Source organism: Helicobacter labetoulli (assembly GCF_003670275.1).
In the GTDB taxonomy this organism is placed as follows: domain Bacteria; phylum Campylobacterota; class Campylobacteria; order Campylobacterales; family Helicobacteraceae; genus Helicobacter_C; species Helicobacter_C labetoulli.
In genome coordinates this window covers 54623-72773 of record NZ_QXJF01000014.1, presented here as the reverse complement: position 1 = coordinate 72773, position 18151 = coordinate 54623, and the positions used below count along the sequence as shown (strand labels likewise).

Sequence of the window (18151 nt, the reverse complement as noted above, 5' to 3'; positions counted from 1 at the left end):
TATTTTTATCAGGCAATCCCTTACTTCCACTCCGTGCGGGAATAATGGCTAAAAATGTATATCCTTGATACATTAGGAAACCTCCGCACGATAGAGGTTAGCAACAGGGGCGTAAAGATGAATTCTCGAATCTATGGCAAAAGAGGTAGGATTAAAAAAGGCAGAGGCAAAAGAGATATGGGAGAAGGAATTTAGTCTATCCCCCCCCCCGTTAAAATATCTACTTTTTCAAGCTTTGCTTTGACTTGAGCTAAGATTCTCATTGCTTCTAAGGTGCTTTGATAGTCAAAAGACTCGCCGCGTATGAATTCTACAAAATGTCCCATTGTGCGTCTAAAGGCACTGAAATTATCGCTTAGCGTAATGGTGTAGCGATTTTTATCTGTTGTGATAGCAAGGGTGCAGGGCTGAAAAGAGGCGTTGATATTATTGAGTTGAATAATGAAGTCTTTAGTCTGTATCAAAGTGCTTACACAAAAATCTAGCTTCATCACTTCAATATGTCTAGCCCTAAAGGGTGTAAGCCCCATAATCGCATCTATCAAATGGATAAAATACCTATCCCAAGCACTGCCAATACTCGCTTCAATAAAGAGAATAGACTCTCCATCTTCTCGCACCGCTTTCCGCACAGAATCTAGCTCTCTAGCATATCGCATACCTGAGCAAGACATTAGCTTTTTAGATTCTAAAAATGGCACAAAGTAAGATAAATCGTGTGTATCAAGGCTTAAAGGCTTATCAATAAAAACAAATTTATGAGATTGCAAAAATGGCTTTGCCATTTCTTTGTGGTTTTGCCAATCATCACGAGCGAGAATCACCCCATCAATAGGGGATAAAGCTAGCTCCTCAAGTGAGTGTGTAATATGTGGAATCTTGCAAGCAGCGGCTAGGTTTTCACTTATTTGTGAATCTTGCGTGTAAAGATGAGTGATAGCCACATCATCGCGGTTAAGAAAGTCCTGTTTGTCGCATTTTAAAAGATAGTTATAAATCACACTCCAATCACTTTTTTCCATCGCTTGTTTGTCATAGCCATTGATAATGGCGGAAAAAGAGTAGGGGTGTCCATTGCCCTCGCTTAAGCCGATTAAACCTAGATTGATTTTTTTCACCATTCTTTCCAACCTCCATCAACACAGATATTTTGTGCGGTGATAAATTTGCCCAAATCACTTGCAAGAAGCATAATAGCCCCCTTTAAGTCATCAGGCTCACCTATGCGATTAAGCATAGCCTTGCTTGAAAGATTTTGCATAAACTCCTCATCATCATTTGTGAATCCATAAGGAAACGCTCCGGGGCTTATGCTATTAACCCTAATGCCATAGGGGCTTAAAAAACTTGCAAGATATTTACTAAATTGTATGACTCCAGCTTTTGCTGCACCATAACTTGGCGGGTTTGTGTAGCAGTCGCGATTGTAGATTCTGTAATCAGGTGCTATATGTCCATACATAGAGGCGATATTGATAACGCAACCTTTGCTTTGTTTAAGTAGGGGCATAAAGGTTTTAATGAGATAAAACACGCCATTTAGGCAATGCTCCATATCAAAAAGCCAATCCTCTTTATCTATGCTTTCTAAGGTATTTTTCTTTCTTTGAGCGGCATTACTTATAAGAATATCAAGCTCTCCAAACTCCTGCTCTATGGTATTTGCTAGAGATTCTATACTTTTAGTATCTGTAATATCCACCACTTCGCCTATGGCTTTAATACCAAAAGTATCTTGCAAATATTTTGCACTCTCTTGGCATTTTGTTTTATTACGACTAGCTACAATAACATTCGCACCAAGTTCAGCTACACATTCGCTCATAGACATTCCTAGATACCCCCCCCGCTGTAATTAGAGCTGTTTTGCCCTTGAGGTTTGCTAATTCCTTGAGTGTTTTCATCTAAAATCCTTTCTAATTTGTGGTTGCCCACGCCATTAAGCCAATCTACTCCCTCCAAATCAGGGAATAGTGGCACCTTCCACTGAATCCAATAAAATCCTCCGCCAATGGCAGATTTACCTACATTTAATAGATAATCCACCATATCAAAGCAGATGTTTGGCTCTAAAGTCGCATTAGGGCTCATTTCTGAACGCACAGGTCCGGGGGATAGGAGATTAAGCTTAATATTTGTATCTTTGAGTTCCTTGCTTAAAGTTACACTTAGGGTGTTAAGCAGGGCTTTGCTCCCACTATATATGCCAAAGTTTTCCGCACAATTGAGCGGAGCGCCACTTGTTACATTGATAATTCTGCCAAAGTTGCGTTTTTTCATTATGGGCAAAAAGTGGTTGATAATCATCATAGGGGCTTTTGCATTGAGTGTGATAGCATACTCTAGGCTTTGCATATCAAGCGATTCTAGTGGAGCTTGAGGCTTGTTTGTCCCTGCACAATTAATGATATATAGCACTTCATTGTAGCGTTGTGTAATAGAATCTAGTGTGTGCTTTAGGTCTGTAAGTGAAGCAAGGTTAGATTCTATAATCTCTACATTGGCGTTATTGCCAAAGGATTCTTGCATTTTTTTCTTGCGTCTTGCTAGGGCTAGGATATGGAATCTTTGGGAAAAATAATGTGCAAGAGCATTGCCCACGCCACTACTTGCCCCAGTGATTAAAAGATAAGGTTTTTTCATTGCATTCCTTTTCATTGTAGATTTCTCACTCTAAAGGCTTGATAAAGGCTTTTCTGGATAACCCATTTCAAGGAGCTTTTCAATAATGACAAATTCAAAGAGTGTATCAATATCAAGGCATTCATAGGGCGTGATATAGGGGTAGGTTTTGCCTAAAAAGGCGGATTTAGAATCTTTTTCCTTTTGAAGAACGGCATTGCTAAAGCCATAGAGAATCCCATCACATTGATAGGCTTTTGGTTGGGATTGGCGAGGCATCCACGCCACAGAGCCTTCAATATAAGGGCTTATGGTGTTGTTATTGATTTGAAACATTCGTCCGGGCGATATGTGTGATGGCATAAGAGTAGCGATACTATCATACTCCCCACTCTCATCACCATTTCTTAGAATCTCCATACATTGCACAATATCACTTTTTCTACGCAAGGGCGAAGTTGCCTCAAGTATATAGATATACTCTATTGTTTCCCCGCTAGATTCTAGCTCTTGCACAGCGTGGCGGATAGAATCCATAGCCAAGGCAGTATCTGTGGCTAACTCTTTTGGGCGATCAATAACTTCTGCACCATATTCAAGGCTTACGCGTTTGATATGAGAATCATCAGTGGATACAATGATTTTGTCAAAAGCAGGGATTTGTTTTATAAAATCAATCGTGTGAGCAATGAGAGGTTTGCCACAGATGGGCTTGATATTTTTACCTATAATACCTTTGCTTCCGCCTCGTGCGGGGATAATAGCGAGATTTTTTATCATATAGCCTCCTTTATGGAGGCTATATGGGAGATTATATCTCGCGCAAAAATATTTACTCTATCCCCCCCCCCCGTTAGATTTAACTTGTTTGCCTTATTTAGCATAAATTCTACAAATTCGAAATCAAGTGGCGTGTCAATATCTACGCTTCTAGATTCTGGCATTACAAAAAGCCCGGTATTTGCCGTAAAAACACTTGGATTTTTGAGCAGTGCCTCACGCTTCCAAATATAAATACTCGCATTCATATCATAGCATTTTGGTGAATCTTGTCGGCGTAAAATAGGCTGGGTAGGGCGTTTGCTTAAATCTACTCGTGCCTTTCCATTTTCTTCAAAGATTTCTACAAGATTAAAATATGGGCTTTTTCGTGCCGGTGCGGCGGTGATTAAAATATCATTATCATCACGGACAAACTGCTCATAAGCTTGTGTAATGTCGCTCACAAGCCGCAAAGGACTTGTCGCATCAAGGTCAAATACAACATCATAATGCGTTTGAAAATGCTCTTCACTTCTTAAAAGTGCATCGCGTATAGCAGGGAGCTTACCAGCAGTATCACTTGCTAACTCTTTATCTCGTAAGAAAAAGACCTCCGCACCCCATTCTTTGCCAACTTTGGCTATTTCTTCAGAATCTGTGCTAAGCACAATATGTGTAAAGAGACTGCTTTGCAGGGCTTGGAGAATAGTATAAGCGATAAGGGGCTTTCCGGCAATGGGCGTGATATTTTTATTTTTCACACCTTTGCTTCCACCTCTAGCACCGATAACACAAAGAATTTTTTGATGTGGTTTCATATTTTTTATCCTTGTAAGAGTTTGCATTAATGGTAGAGATTCAGCTAAGGTTGGGAGAATCTCTACTTGAGATTTGAGTGGGTGCAAAAGACTTTGTGGTATTGCATTGTGCAAAAAGTTCGTTGAGCGTAGCACGCTTTGGTGCATAGCTGCAAAAAGTTCATTGCGTTCAAATGTGATATATGAGCTTTCACTCTTTCCCTGCGTGTCGGTAATGGTAAGTGAGTTAGCAAGTAAATCAAGCTCTATGCTTTGGCTTGGCGTGTGGATTCTCATTAATCGTTTTGGATTTTTGCTAAAGTAGTCAAGGTTGAGCTGGATAAGCGTATTTTGCTTGGTTTTACCAACAAGCATAAGCGTATCATCACTTGAGATTTCAAGCTCTGAAATTTTGCCATTAAAGCCCACGAGACTTTCATCATCAAAATCCCCAAAAAGCCATTGTATATAGTCAAGCTCGTGGCTCAAATCAAGCAGCACACCCCCGCCTTGTGCCTTATGCGCACTATATACCTTGCGATAATCCACATCTTTACGCCATAATGGGAGGTATGAGCCACACGAGACTTCTACCGCATAGGGTGTAAAGTTTTGCAAGATTGTTTTAACCTGCCATAAGAGCGGATGAAGTCTTAGGCAAAATCCCACAACAATGAGATTTTTACCACTTTGGGTAAAGCTGTGGGCAGATTCAAACAGGGGCTTTTCAACAAAGATTTTTTTACCCTGCGTTTTAGAATCTAGATAGCTAAGATGAGCCAAATGATGGGCGGTGGGAGAACTGATAATATAATAATCAAAAGCGTGGAGGTTTGGTAGAGATTCTAAGCTAGGGTGGGCGTTAGGGAGATTTTGCGAGCTAATGAGTGTTATGTCTATGTTTGTAAAATACTCTTGCAAAACTTGTGCGTGGCGTTTGCCAATGGAGCCATAGCCGATAATAAGAATCTTAAGCGACATTTAGGCTGCCTCCATTGAGACTGCTTTTGGTGAGTCTATCTCTAGGGTGGATAAAAATGTGCGGTGTGATAATGCTGTGATAAAAGGCGTGGGGAGAATATAAAGAATTTTTGGCTTTAGTTGTGTATTGCCCCCCCCCCCGTTAATATTCTCTCTTATATGTGAAGCCAAAAACTCAGCAAATGCAAAATCAAGGGCAGAATCTATGTCGCTTGAGTAGAGATTGTCCATTTTATAGGCAATGGTTTGGGGCGTGAGAAAACTTTTGTTTGCAAGTAGGGATTCAGTTTTAGCGATGAAAATCGTGCCATTTAGGCGGTAGTATTGTGGCAAGTCTTGGGAGCGTATCTCTCGCACAGACTTAGGAATAAAATCATTCATATTTTCATTTTCTGGCAGGGTGTTGCTCCATAATGGTGGGTGTTCGCATTTACACACAGAGATAAGAGAATCTACCTCTTTTGTGATAATTTTTTCACACGCTTCATCTATATGCCAAGTTTGTCTCAAGGGGCTAGTGGGCTGAAGCAACACCACATAATCGTAAGTCTTTCCCAAAGATTCTTTATAGAATCTAATACAATGCTCTAATACATCAAAAGTCGTAGTAGTATCACTACTTAAAGATTCAGGTCTTAAAAAAGGAACATTAGCTCCATAAGACTTAGCAATATCTGCATACACATTAGAATCTGTGCTTACTACCACTTCATCAATATAAGCAGAATCTAAAGCAGATTCTATACTCCACGCTAAAAGTGGTTTCCCACATAAAAGCTTGATATTTTTATCAGGCAATCCCTTACTCCCACTCCTTGCTGGGATAATGGAGAGAAAGCGAGAATGAGAATGTGCTAGTGTAAGTGTTGCCATATAAAATTGCTATCTCTAGCTTAAGATTCTAAGCGAGAGTTGCCACCCCTTGTAAAATCTATAAATCCTTTGTAAAACAGGGGCGGATTATAGCAAAGAATTATAAATGTTTATTTTTTAGCTCAAAGGTTTTGCTATGTGTGTGGCTAAAAGGTGCAAAAGGCTCTAAAATGCTATTCTCTTGGACTTGTAGTAAAAGAGCATAGGTATAAAATCGTTCTGGCATAGTTGTCGTGTAGGTATCAGTCGCACCATCTTTTCTCTCCAAGAAAAAGCGGGATTGCAGGATTTTAACCTTGCGTTTTTGTAGCTCATTTAAAAGCGAAGGAGTGTCTGTAAAGTAGTTTGGGTGCTTATTTTTCCTTGCGCCAATCTCTGCTACAAGTGCCATTTCATCGGATTCTAAATAATTGTTATTTTTGCCTGTGATAAGGGCTATACCGCCGGTTTTAAGACGGGATAGAATCTCAAAAATTGTGATATGCTGAAAACACGCATCAAACACGCCATAGCAAAATATACCATCAAATTTTTGCTTTTCAAAGGGGATAGAATCATTTGGGAGAAGTTTTTGGGCTTGTGCGTTGGGATAGTGTGAAAGCATATAGTCAATGCAGGATTGTGCGATGTCGCAGCCATAATACAAGCAGTTGAGCTTTTCAAAATATGGATATGACCTACCAAAACCGCAGCCATAGTCTAAAATCGTGTATTGCCCCCCCCCCCGTTCATTTTTAAGAGAATCTGTTAGGAGGGCGATATAGCCTTCCATTACAGAATCATCAGCCATTTTGTCTTCGTTGTTGGTGTTAGTATTTGAATCTTCAACGCGTTTAAGCCAATAGTTAATGTAATTATCCCAATAAGCTTGTCTGTCTTGCTCGTTCATCGTTTATCCTTTAGGTGAGATTATGCATTATTGAGTGTGGTTTTGCTCTGTGTGTTTGTGGCTTTATCCCACACGATGAGTTCCGTTACACCGGCATTTGTGTTGCTTGCTACGCCTATTTTTTCTATTGCTTGTGGGGGGATTGTGTTTCTATCAAAACTATATGTCCAATGATATGGCTTGTAGAAGTCAAAGTTGTCGTGATAGTATTGCCCTTGCGTTGTTTTTATGGCAAGGAATGGCTGGGGACCAAAGATATTAGAATCTGTTTGTATATGAAGCTTATTGTGTGAAAAGTCATATTCTAAACGCAGATTCAGCGGCTTTTTATCAAGCTTTAGGACAGCTCTCATTGCTACATCGGCTTTTTCATACTTGAAATGCACCTGCGGGTAGGCAAGGGAAGCGTTTTTAATCATACCGCGTAAGAGATTGACTTCAAAGCTCATATCGCGGTAATCGTGGCAATCAAATGCCAAAATTACATCTTCATTTGTTTTTGCCGCCCTTTGAAATGCATCATTAACATCATCTTGTGTAATACAGCGAAGCCTCGCATACATATTAAGACATCGTGCTATGTAGCGCCTGCACGATCCTTTGACTTGATAGTCATCGTGGCTTGGGTGATAGACTTCCCATTCTGTTGTAGCTCGTCTCCAATCGCCAAAGCGTCCATCGCCACAATCGGGCTGATTAGTATCTAAGCCCTTTGTAGATTGATTGGCATAATCAAAGGGTATCCATTGCTCTAAGAAAAAATGGCTATCAGGTCGCTCTGTGTGGAATCCGGGGCGGAAAGTAGAGGGAAAAAAGTGTCTATCAATCAATCTGCGAGAGAGAATCTCAGTAATATTACTTCCCCAAAATCGTGTGCCACTAGCGTGATAATCGGCTATGAAAGGCAGAGGGTGATAATGAAAGCTTAAATGATCATAATCTGTAACACTTTTTAACCCCGCATAATGATCAAATATGTTGTGATAGCCTGCATCGCGTCTGCGTGGATTGTAGCCATCAAATCCCGTGTGGTCCATACAAAACCAATTATATATCCAGCCTCCACCAAAAGAATCTAGCAGGGCATTGCGAAATGCCGGAGCAGTAATAGATTCTAACATAACATCAATTTGCTCCCAAGAGCCGTGTGAATGTAAAAGATGAGGGTCTAAAAAAGTTTGTATGGCTTCTTTTGCTTTAGAATCTAGTGTTGCCCCCCCCCCAGCTAAATGTGAAAAATCGCCTTTTTGTAATGCTAAAATCTCATCTTGTGAGCTTACTTTAATCTTAAAAGTGCTTTGAAGTAGCTCACAAATAGCCTGTGTGCTTTGATAGAGTGGTCCTTCTGTATCTATGCAATGCACGACATATACGATTGGTTTTTTCATAACAACTCCCTAAAAATCAAAATACAAAATGTGAATCTAAGTCATATTTCAAGCCCGTGATAAATCACAAAGGCTTTACAAAAAAAGATGGGGCGTGAGCAAAGGGAAGCTTTTGTAACTGGATATTTTTCCCTTTAATAAAATTTTCCACCGCCTTTTCTTCACCCGGAAAACAAGGATAATCATCTAGCATTATTATCCCCCCCCCCCGTTACTCGCTCATAAAGATTTTCCAAAATCGTAACGCAAGGCTCATACACATCAACATCAATATGCAGGAGCGAGATTCTAAGCTCGGGGTGGTCTTTGCAGTATTGCGGCACGGTTTGATTGATATCGCCTTTGACAAGCTCATAGTTTTTCACATCTTTAGCCTTTAAGGCAGTGTGCATTTCATCTATACTTATACTCTCCCCACCAGAAGCATCAATAAAGTCTTGTAGAATCTGCTTATCCTCTTCAAAGTTTGTAGGTGGGAACATACCAAAAATATCAAAGCCAATCAGCTTTCTTGAGTAAGGATTCTCCACCACATCTCTAAATCCAGCCATTTGGAAAAACGACTTACCTCTAAAGATTCCACACTCCACTATATCGCCCGGAATCCCTATGGTTTTTTTGTATATCTCATAGTGTGAGAGAAGTTTGCCAAATCTAAAAGCATCAACTTGTTTATAGTATTCGTTTTCGTGGAAGTAGTAGTCATCTTGTCGGTAATTCGTGCTCATAAAAAAACTCCTTTGGGTTTATGTTGTGTATTCGCTATTAGCTCTTTCGTATTCCTCGTGGCGACCGATGTCAATCCAATAGTCAGTGATTAAATACGAGTGGGAATTATAGTGTGCTTGGCTAAAAATAAGATTAAATAAGCTAGGCATATCAAAAAAGCAATCCTTGGGGATAAGGGGCAGAATCTGCGGCTCTAGCACATAGATTCCCGCACTCACAAGGAAACTTTGCGTGGGCTTTTCTATGATGTTAAGAATCTTGCTCTCCTCGCATTCTACTACACCATAAGGCACTTGATAGCTATACTCTCTCACACCCATTGTAGCGTGTGAGCCACGCTCATTATGAAACTCTAGCATTGCTTGAAAGCTTATATCGCTTAAAATATCGCCATTCATCACAAAAAACGGCTTTTCTCCTATGTTGTCAATCAGGCTTAATGCCCCGGCTGTGCCTAGGGCTTTTTCCTCTTTGACATAGCGGATTGATAGCCCAAACTTGCTACCATCGCCAAAAAAATCTTCAATGATATGTGATTTGTAATTCACACAAAGAATAATATTACTAAAGCCTTGAGCCTTAAATCGCTCTAAAATGATTTGTAAAATCGGCTTTGAGCCGACTTTAAGCATAGGCTTTGGGATAGAATCTGTCAAAGGTCTAAGACGCTTCCCCAAGCCCCCCGCCATAATCACAATGGGATTATCAAAAATTGGCGTTCTTAGCAAGGAAGCAATGGATTCTATCCGCACGATTTTGCCATTCTCATCTAAAAGCGGAATCTCATAAATATTATATCGTGCTGAAAGCCCAATAAGCTTTTGTTTAGAATCTTTGATACTTGCGGTAATGGGGGACTTTTGCATAATAGATTCCACAGGGCTTTGCAGACTTAAACCCTTAAGCAATCCCCTGCGTATATCTGGGTCAGTCAAAATACCTAAAAACTTGCCATTTCTATCATTGACAACAAGTAGTCTTACACCATCATAAGTGCCAAAAATCTTTAGCGCATCTTGAATGCTTGTGTCTAAAAAAACGGATAATTGTTTGATGTTTTGCATAGTTTTTGAATATGTCCTTAAGAGTGAAATTAAGATACGAAAAGTCAAATTTTCATAACTAACACAATGCCTATTTTTAGGTTTTGGAGGCACATTCTAGCAAAAACAAACTGAATTTATCTTAAGAAAAAATGCCTTGTCTATCGCAAACAAACTTCATATTTAGTTATGAAAATTTGACTTTTCATAACTTGCCAATGCTCTCAAGGAGAAATAGTTGAATAGTAAAGTGGGAAGTTTAGGATTGAGCGAGTTTTGCATTGATTATGAGGCGAGTATTTTTACGGCAATGTCTTGTATCAATCAAAATACAATGGGCGTTGCGTTTGTGGTGGATTCTGCTATGAAGTTACAAGGTGTGATAAGCGATGGGGATATACGCAGGGGATTGCTTAAGGGCTTAAGTCTGCAAAGTCCTGCTAAATCCATTATACAAAAAGAATATTATTACACGCTACAAAATGATGTGATTGATAATGCGAAATTAGCGGAGTTTAGGCTCATTCCCATTGTGGATACATCGCATATTTTGGTGGATTATTATTCAAGTAAAAAAAGATTCTATCCTGTGGCAACACCGAGTTTGCACGGCAATGAGCTAAATTATCTCTTAGATGCCTTTCTTAGTTCGTGGATTTCAAGTAGTGGGCGTTATATTACGCAGTTTGAGGAGGCATTTGCTTCATATTGTGGAGTGGGACAGGGGGTGAGTGTGTTTAATGGCACGGTGGCTTTGCACTTAGCACTCCATTCTCTTGGAATTAAGCAAGGCGATGAAGTTATCGTGCCTGATTTGACTTTTGCTGCTACGATTAATGCTGTTTTGTTGGCTGGTGCTACGCCTGTAATTGTAGATATTGAGGAAGATTCTTGGTGTATTTCTCCACAAGCCATAGAGTCTGCTATTACGCCAAAAACAAGGGCAATTATCCCTGTACATTTATATGGGCAAGTATGCGATATGGAAGCGATTATGAATCGTGCTAAAAAGTATAAACTTTATGTGATTGAGGATTGTGCAGAGGCTCACGGAGCGGAGTTTAATGACAAAAAGGTGGGGAGCTTTGGCGATGTGGGGTGCTTTTCATTTTTTGGGAATAAGGTCATTACCACAGGGGAAGGTGGAATGTGCGTGTGTAATGACAAGGCGTTGAGTGAGAAAATGAGAATCTTGCGTGATCACGGAATGGATAAGCACAAGCGATATTGGCATAGCGAAGTTGGCTTTAATTATCGTATGACAAATATTCAAGCCGCACTAGGGCTAGCACAGCTTGAACGCATTGATGAGATTTTATATCATCGCACACGATATGAGGAGCAGTATAAGCAGATTCTAGGCTCATTGATTATCCCTCAAGCTCATTTGCCAAAACGAAAGAAAATCACTTGGTTGGCGAGTTTTTTATTTCGCGGTGAGAATAAAGATGCGTTTATACAGGAGTTAAAGAAAAATGGTATTGATTCACGAAATTTTTTCTATCCATTAAGTGATATGCCCCTGTATGCAAAATATGCAAAGCCCACACCGGTAGCACATAAGATTTCTAAACTTGGCTTTAATTTGCCAACTTATGAATCGCTAAGAAGCCTTGAGGATATTAGCTCAAGCATTCAATCAATTTTAAAGGAGTTTTGATGATACAGAGTTGTTACTTATGCGGAAGTGATAAAAGGAGCAGGATTCATAATGGTGTGCGTGATGATAAGAGCATTGGCGTATGGGAATGCTTGGAATGTGGGCTTGTGTATTTGGATTCACATAAGACGAATGAAGCGTTTTATAAAGAAGGCAAAATGCACGATGAACGCATACAAATGCTTGTCGGGGGGGGCAACCTAGCTGCTAATGATGAAGATGCAAAAAGGAGATATGAATTTGTGAAAAATATGATTGCTTGTAAGGATATTTGCGACTTTGGAAGTGGATATGGGGGATTTTTGACTTTGGCAAAAGAAGTGACAGATTCTGTATGTGGTGTGGAGCTAGAATCTCAAGTAGCCCCTATATATGAAAAAGAGCAGATTCCACTCTATACAAATATAGAGGATTCTCATAAGCATTTTGATGTGATTACAAGTTTTCATTGTTTGGAGCATTTAGCAAATCCCATTGAGTTCCTTAAGACTTTTAAACGACACTTGAAAAAAGGTGGCAAGATTATCCTTGAAGTGCCAAATGCGAATGACGCTCTGCTTAGAATCTATAAGAGTGAGGCGTTTGCTGATTTTACATATTGGAGTGCGCATTTGTATTTATTTACGCCTCATACACTTGAGAAGTTGGCTAAATTAGCAGGATTGAAAGTGGAGTTTATTAAATGTGTGCAGAGATACTCTCTTTCAAATCATCTCTACTGGCTCTCCCACAATAAACCAGCTGGGCATAAGGTGTGGGGTGAGTTTTTGGATAATGAGTTACTCAAGTGTGCGTATGAGCAGACTTTAGCATCTCTTGGAGCGAGTGATACGCTTTTTGCGTTGCTTAGTGCGGAGTAGAATCTGTATTGAATATTTTTACGAGTGAATCTTGATTTATGTTTGTTTATTTTTTGAGGGGAAGGCTTATGTTTGATTTGGAGTAAGAGTAAAGGGGTAAAAGATGATTTATGTATCAAGTTCTTGTATCAAGGCTCAATACATTAAGCAAAGTGTAAAAACACTTGCAGAGAGTGGATTTGGCTGTATTGAGCTTTCTGGTGGTAGTGAGTATTATCCGCAAATTCTAGAAGATTTACTGGAATTGAAAGAAAAATATAATTTGCAATTTGCGTGTCATAATTATTTTCCCCCGCCTAAAAATGGTGATTTTGTCATTAATCTTGCGAGTTTGGATTCTGCTGTGTTTGAGCGTTCGTTGGAGCATTTGCATACAGCTTTGGAATATAGTCATAAGCTTGGAAGTACTCATTTTGGCTTTCACGCGGGATTCTTTTTACCACTTGCTTCAAATGAGCTAGGTGTTTCGCATCTAGGGCATAAGCATAGAATCTATGATAAAGACAAGGCAATAGAGCAGTTTATCAAGGGCTATAAGCTATTAGATAGTAGTGCCAAAAGGCTTGGAATTACCCTGTATATTGAAAATAATGTTATTTCTACTGCGTATGCCAACAAGTATGGCACTTGGGATTTGGCTATGCTACTTTGCTTGGAGGATTTGCTTAAACTTCAAGATTCTATTGATTGTAAATTATTACTTGATGTGGGGCATTTGAAAGTGAGTGCCAATACAATGGGCAGGGATTTTATAAACGAGTTATTGGGGTGTGCTGAAGTGGCAGATTATATCCATTTGAGCGATAATAATAGTTTAAGTGATGAAAATAAGGCTATAAGTATGCAAAGTGAATTTTTACCTATCCTTGCCTCTTTTCATCATAGTCAAAAAATTTATACATTAGAAGTGTATAGTGGCTTAGATTCTCTTAGAAAAAGCTATGAAGTAGCTAAGGCAATATTTGGGTAGTTGAGCAATTTTTAACAAAAAAAACGCAAAGTGTGATATAATTTTTGCCTATCTTAATTTTAAAGGAGTGCAAATGAAGTATTGCAAAAAGTGTGTAATGCCTGATACGCGTCCGGGTATTACATTTGATAGTGATGGCGTGTGCGTGGCTTGTAGAAATCACGAACGCAAACAGCAAGTGGATTATGAAGCACGATTTGAGGAGCTTAAAAAGCTATGCGATAAGTATCGTGGGTGTAATGGAGATTCTTGGGATTGTGCGATTGCTGTGAGTGGTGGGAAAGATTCGTATATGTTAGTCCATGTGATGAGAGAAAAAATGGGTATGAATCCACTTTTATTGTTTGTTGATGACAACTTGTCTGTTACCGAGGCTGGAAAACATAATTTGCTTAACCTGTCCGAGGAGTTTGGTTGCCATCTTATTCGTTTTAATCTTGATAGAAGATTGAATAAATTGATAACTCGGAAAACATTCGAGAAGTATGGAAAACCAATGTGGTTGGTGGAACAGCTCATTGGGACATATCCTGTTCATATGGCGTTACGGTTTAATATTTCGCTGCTTGTTTATGCAGAAAATATGAGTTATGAATATGGTGGCTTTGGTGCCAAGGAAACTTATAGCGCTAAAAATCTTTTGCAAGATAGTGCTGTTGGTGATATTGCCACACAGTTGATTGATGATAATATCAAAAAACAAGATTTTGGTTTTATTCTCCCCCCCCCCAGTCAGAACTAGAAAAGCTTGATCCTATTTATCTTTCTTATTTTATTCCTTGGAATTCATATTCACATTATATTTTTGCCAAATCCAGAGGCCTTCACGATCTAAGAGGCGAATGGGACAGAACAATGAGTGTGGAAAGTTTTGATCAGGTAGATTCTATTGGGTTGCATGTGCATCATTGGATGAAATATCCTAAATTTGGACACGCCTGTGCAACAGATATGACTTCTCGTTTTATTCGTTATGGAATGATGAGTAGGGACGAAGCTATAGAACTTGTTAAAAAGCACGATCACGATTTGGATCTTAGGGTTGTAGAAGATTTTTGCAAATTCACGGGATATAGAGAGAGTGAGTTTTGGAAGATTTTAGATGGATTCTACAATCGTGATATTTTCACAAAAGATAGCTTTGGGCGTTGGGTGTTAAAAAACCCTGTATGGGAATCTTAAAAAACAAACAAAAGGAGCAAATTGTGGAAAACAATAAAGTAATGCCTAGCACTTTATGTGCGGGGGGGGGGGGTAACCTCTCAAGCAGCTTATGAGGATAAATATGCAAAGGGCTATGGTGTTAGATACCCTGAAGGGCATATCATACGCTTTTATGAGCGGATTTTAAAATATGAGCTAGGACTGACTTCTGGGAAAGTATTTGACTTTGGTTGTGGGAATGGCACACACGCTGAGTATTTTCAAAGTAAGGGCTTTGAAGTGTATGGCGTGGATATTATCAAAGAGGCAATATCCCAAGCTCAAAGTATTATGGGTGAAAGGGCAAAGCTTATAGAGCCAAATCAAAGTGTGGCTAACTTATTTGATACTCAATTTGATGTGGTTTTTGCTAATCAAAGCTTGTATTACTTAGATAATGCAAACTTAAGGCGGCAGGTTGATGAGCTATACTCTATGACTAGAAAAGGTGGAATCTGCTTTTTTACGATGATGGGCAGAAAAAATGGTTATACTAAACACATTACAAAGGAGTTTGACAATGGATTGAGTGAGGTGACTTTGAGTGGTAGGCTAAATGAGCGGACTTACATTAGGTTTGTGAATGATGAAAGTGAGCTAAAGAATATCTTTACTCCTTTTAAGTCTTTGTATATTGGTGAGTACTTGATAAATCTGTATGAGCCACCTACATACGAGGGGAATTCACATCATTATATGTTTATTGGAAAAAAGGAGTAAAAAATGTCAGCAGAGATAAAGCGAACTCACGATGAGTTTTATGCGAGTGAAAGTCATAAGGATAATGTCAAAGAAAGCTTCAAATACATAGCAAATGTAGTGCTAGAATCTTGGGGGGGGCAACTAAAAAGCTTTCCTCTATAAATTCCCCTAAAAGTATTTTAGATATTGGTTGTTCTAATGGGGATTTTCTCTACTACTTGAGCGAGATTTTCCCTGAATCTCAGCTTTTTGGCATTGATATTTTGCCAAGTCTGCTTGAAAAGACAAGGGCAGATTTTCAATCACGCAATAAGCCTGTTCCCACATTATGGCAAGGAGATATAGTAAGTGGAGAAGGGTTTCCAAATCAAACATTTGATTTAGTGTTTTGCAATGGTGTATTAAGTATTTTTGATGACCTTGAACAACCTTTGAGAAACTTTACTAAAATGATTGCAAATGGAGGTAGAGGATTTATTATGGGTATTTTTAATCCTTATCCACACGATGTGTTTATCAAAGCCCGTGCTGTTGGGAGTGAGCATTTAGAATCTGGCTGGAATATGCATAGTAGGCAAACAGCATTGCAATTATGTGAAAAGCTTGGCTTTGAGGGAGTGTTTCACAATGACTTTGAAATAGGTATTGATTTGCCTAGGAGAGATGATGATTATTTGCGTTCTTGGACAATAAGGCTTGAAGATGGCAAAAGGGCTATTATCAACGGACTAGGACTTGTGCATTATTTTTCTCTGCTTGAGATAAGGCATAAGGGTTAGTTGTATAGACAAAGTGCCTTGAGTGTGATACAATCACGCCTTAGATTCTACACAAAGGCACAAAATGAACGCACGAAATGCTTCAGGGCAGCAATATATTCGTAATTTTTCTATCATCGCCCACATTGATCACGGTAAATCTACCCTTGCTGATAGGCTGATTCAAGAATGTGGGGCGGTGAGTGAGCGAGAGATGACCGCACAAATTATGGATACGATGGATATTGAAAAAGAGCGAGGTATCACCATCAAGGCACAATCTGTGCGTCTTAGCTACCCATACAAAGGACAAACCTATATTTTAAATCTCATTGACACGCCCGGACATGTGGATTTTAGCTACGAGGTTTCACGCTCTCTTAGCTCGTGTGAGGGAGCGTTGCTTGTAGTTGATGCAAGTCAGGGTGTGGAGGCACAAACCATTGCAAATGTTTATATTGCTATGGAAAATAATCTTGAGATTCTACCTGTGATTAATAAGATTGACCTGCCTGCTGCTGACCCGCTTAAAGTGGCTGAAGATATAGAATCTACCATAGGGCTTGACTGCACGGAGGCTTTGAAAGTGAGTGCAAAAAGTGGAGAGGGCATTAAGGAGCTTATAGAATCCATTATTGAAAAAATTCCCGCTCCACAAGGTGATAAAGACGCTCCTACAAAGGCTTTAATCTATGATTCTTGGTTTGATAATTATCTTGGTGCATTAGCACTCGTGCGACTTGTGAATGGGGAGCTTAGAGTAGGGCAGGAAGTGCAGGTGATGAGTAGCGGGAAAAAGTATGAGGTTTTGGCATTGTATTATCCCCACCCAGTGCAGAAGATTCCAATTCAGAGTATTGCTTGTGGTGAGATTGGCATTCTCTCGCTTGGGTTAAAAAGCCTTACAGATATGGCAGTTGGCGATACGATTACAGATGCGAAGAATCCCACACAAGAGCCAGTGGAGGGATTTCGCCCGGCAAAGCCCTTTGTATTTGCTGGAATCTATCCCATTGAAACAGATAAGTTTGAAGAGTTACGCGATGCACTCAATAAGCTTAAGCTTAACGATTCTGCTTTAAGCTTTGAGCCGGAAACGAGTGTGGCATTGGGCTTTGGATTCCGCGTTGGTTTTTTAGGGCTTTTGCATATGGAGGTCGTAAAGGAGCGTTTGGAGCGGGAGTTTGGGCTAAGTCTCATTGCAACAGCGCCCACGGTTGTGTATGAAGTCTATCTCACCGATGGCAGTATGGTAGCGGTGCAAAATCCTAGTGAATTACCCGAAGTGCAAAAGATAGAATTTATAAAAGAGCCGTATGTGAGAGCGAGTATCATCACACCTAGCGAGTATTTGGGGAATATCATCACACTGCTTTCAAGTCGCCGCGGGATTCAAGAAAAGATGGATTATCTCACGCAAAGCCGTGTAATGCTTGTGTATGCGTTGCCAAGTAATGAGATTGTTATGGATTTTTATGATAAGCTAAAGTCTTGCACAAAGGGTTATGCGAGCTTTGACTATGAGCCTATTGAGTCTAGAGATGGCGATTTGGTGCGGCTTGATATACGCGTGGCAGGGGAAGTTGTAGATGCGTTGTCAATCATTGTAGATAAGTCAAAAAGCTATGAAAAAGGCAGAGCATTAGTAGAATCTATGAAAGAGATTGTCCCACGGCAACTTTTTGAAGTGGCGATTCAAGCTAGTGTAGGCAATAAGATTATTGCGCGTGAGACGATTAAATCAATGGGTAAGAATGTAACGGCAAAGTGCTATGGCGGGGATATAACGCGTAAAAGAAAACTGCTAGAGAAGCAAAAAGAGGGTAAAAAGCGTATGAAGGCTATCGGCAAGGTTGAGCTACCACAAGAAGCGTTTTTAGCTGTGTTAAAAATTGATGGATAAAGGAGTTATAC

The 18151-nt window shown here is 39.6% G+C and carries 16 protein-coding genes and 3 pseudogenes; 8 read left to right on the top strand and 11 right to left on the bottom strand.

The window, feature by feature from the left end; translation table 11 throughout:
- Positions 1-191 precede the first annotated feature (191 nt).
- From EBF12_RS08420 to EBF12_RS08375, 11 genes and pseudogenes are all read right to left on the bottom strand, one after another.
- On the bottom strand, positions 192-1121 hold the full coding sequence (locus EBF12_RS08420; protein ID WP_244196473.1) for a Gfo/Idh/MocA family oxidoreductase: 930 nt from the start codon (positions 1119-1121) through the stop codon (positions 192-194).
- Entirely contained in the window at positions 1115-1825 is a 711-nt protein-coding gene (locus tag EBF12_RS08415; RefSeq protein WP_157979086.1) for an SDR family oxidoreductase, read from the bottom strand. The genes EBF12_RS08420 and EBF12_RS08415 overlap by 7 nt, the downstream gene beginning before the upstream one ends.
- Before the next feature lie 8 nt (positions 1826-1833).
- A complete protein-coding gene (locus EBF12_RS08410; RefSeq protein WP_157979085.1) occupies positions 1834-2643 on the bottom strand; it encodes an SDR family NAD(P)-dependent oxidoreductase in 810 nt (269 codons plus the stop codon).
- A 30-nt stretch (positions 2644-2673) separates the two neighbouring features.
- Positions 2674-3402, bottom strand: coding sequence for an acylneuraminate cytidylyltransferase family protein (locus EBF12_RS08405; RefSeq protein ID WP_121727253.1), 729 nt, complete (start codon positions 3400-3402; stop codon positions 2674-2676).
- 86 nt (positions 3403-3488) lie between these two features.
- Positions 3489-4202 (bottom strand): annotated as a pseudogene (locus tag EBF12_RS11975) (acylneuraminate cytidylyltransferase family protein); the annotation flags it as partial.
- A gap of 303 nt (positions 4203-4505) precedes the next feature.
- Positions 4506-5162: pseudogene (locus tag EBF12_RS11970) on the bottom strand (Gfo/Idh/MocA family protein); the annotation flags it as partial.
- On the bottom strand, positions 5163-6035 hold the full coding sequence (locus tag EBF12_RS08395) for an acylneuraminate cytidylyltransferase family protein (RefSeq protein ID WP_121727251.1): 873 nt from the start codon (positions 6033-6035) through the stop codon (positions 5163-5165).
- A 100-nt stretch (positions 6036-6135) separates the two neighbouring features.
- Positions 6136-6924, bottom strand: a complete 789-nt coding sequence (locus EBF12_RS08390; RefSeq protein WP_121727250.1) for a class I SAM-dependent methyltransferase — start codon at positions 6922-6924, stop codon at positions 6136-6138.
- 20 nt (positions 6925-6944) lie between these two features.
- Positions 6945-8312 carry a hypothetical protein gene (locus EBF12_RS08385; protein WP_121727249.1) on the bottom strand — a complete coding sequence of 456 codons (1368 nt, stop codon included), beginning with the start codon at positions 8310-8312 and terminating at the stop codon, positions 6945-6947.
- A 182-nt stretch (positions 8313-8494) separates the two neighbouring features.
- Positions 8495-9040: a TylF/MycF/NovP-related O-methyltransferase gene (locus EBF12_RS08380; RefSeq protein WP_121727248.1), complete on the bottom strand. Its 546-nt coding sequence runs from the start codon at positions 9038-9040 to the stop codon at positions 8495-8497.
- Between the two features lie 18 nt (positions 9041-9058).
- Complete coding sequence (locus EBF12_RS08375; RefSeq protein WP_002956409.1) at positions 9059-10105, bottom strand: nucleotidyltransferase family protein; 1047 nt, start codon at positions 10103-10105, stop codon at positions 9059-9061.
- Between the two features lie 217 nt (positions 10106-10322).
- Here EBF12_RS08375 and EBF12_RS08370 point away from each other — a divergent pair, with 217 nt between their 5' ends.
- The 8 genes and pseudogenes from EBF12_RS08370 (at position 10323) to lepA (ending at position 18140) form a co-directional block, all read left to right on the top strand.
- The gene (locus tag EBF12_RS08370) at positions 10323-11744 is read left to right on the top strand and encodes an aminotransferase class I/II-fold pyridoxal phosphate-dependent enzyme (protein ID WP_104717395.1); all 1422 of its coding nucleotides are present in this window, start codon (positions 10323-10325) and stop codon (positions 11742-11744) included.
- Positions 11744-12604, top strand: coding sequence for a class I SAM-dependent methyltransferase (locus EBF12_RS08365; protein WP_244196472.1), 861 nt, complete (start codon positions 11744-11746; stop codon positions 12602-12604). Before EBF12_RS08370 ends, EBF12_RS08365 begins: the two co-directional genes overlap by 1 nt.
- A 103-nt stretch (positions 12605-12707) precedes the next feature.
- Positions 12708-13574, top strand: coding sequence for a TIM barrel protein (locus EBF12_RS08360; RefSeq protein WP_121727247.1), 867 nt, complete (start codon positions 12708-12710; stop codon positions 13572-13574).
- 73 nt (positions 13575-13647) lie between these two features.
- Positions 13648-14756, top strand: a pseudogene (locus tag EBF12_RS08355) (N-acetyl sugar amidotransferase).
- 57 nt (positions 14757-14813) lie between these two features.
- Positions 14814-15497 (top strand): class I SAM-dependent methyltransferase, encoded by a 684-nt coding sequence (locus tag EBF12_RS08350; protein ID WP_121727246.1) that lies wholly within the window; start codon positions 14814-14816, stop codon positions 15495-15497.
- Positions 15498-15500: 3 nt separating this feature from the next.
- A complete protein-coding gene (locus tag EBF12_RS11145; RefSeq protein WP_157979084.1) occupies positions 15501-15641 on the top strand; it encodes a hypothetical protein in 141 nt (46 codons plus the stop codon).
- Positions 15608-16258: a class I SAM-dependent methyltransferase gene (locus tag EBF12_RS08345; protein ID WP_121727245.1), complete on the top strand. Its 651-nt coding sequence runs from the start codon at positions 15608-15610 to the stop codon at positions 16256-16258. Before EBF12_RS11145 ends, EBF12_RS08345 begins: the two co-directional genes overlap by 34 nt.
- A 64-nt stretch (positions 16259-16322) precedes the next feature.
- Entirely contained in the window at positions 16323-18140 is a 1818-nt protein-coding gene (lepA, locus tag EBF12_RS08340; protein WP_121727244.1) for a translation elongation factor 4, read from the top strand.
- The last annotated feature ends 11 nt before the right edge of the window (positions 18141-18151 follow it).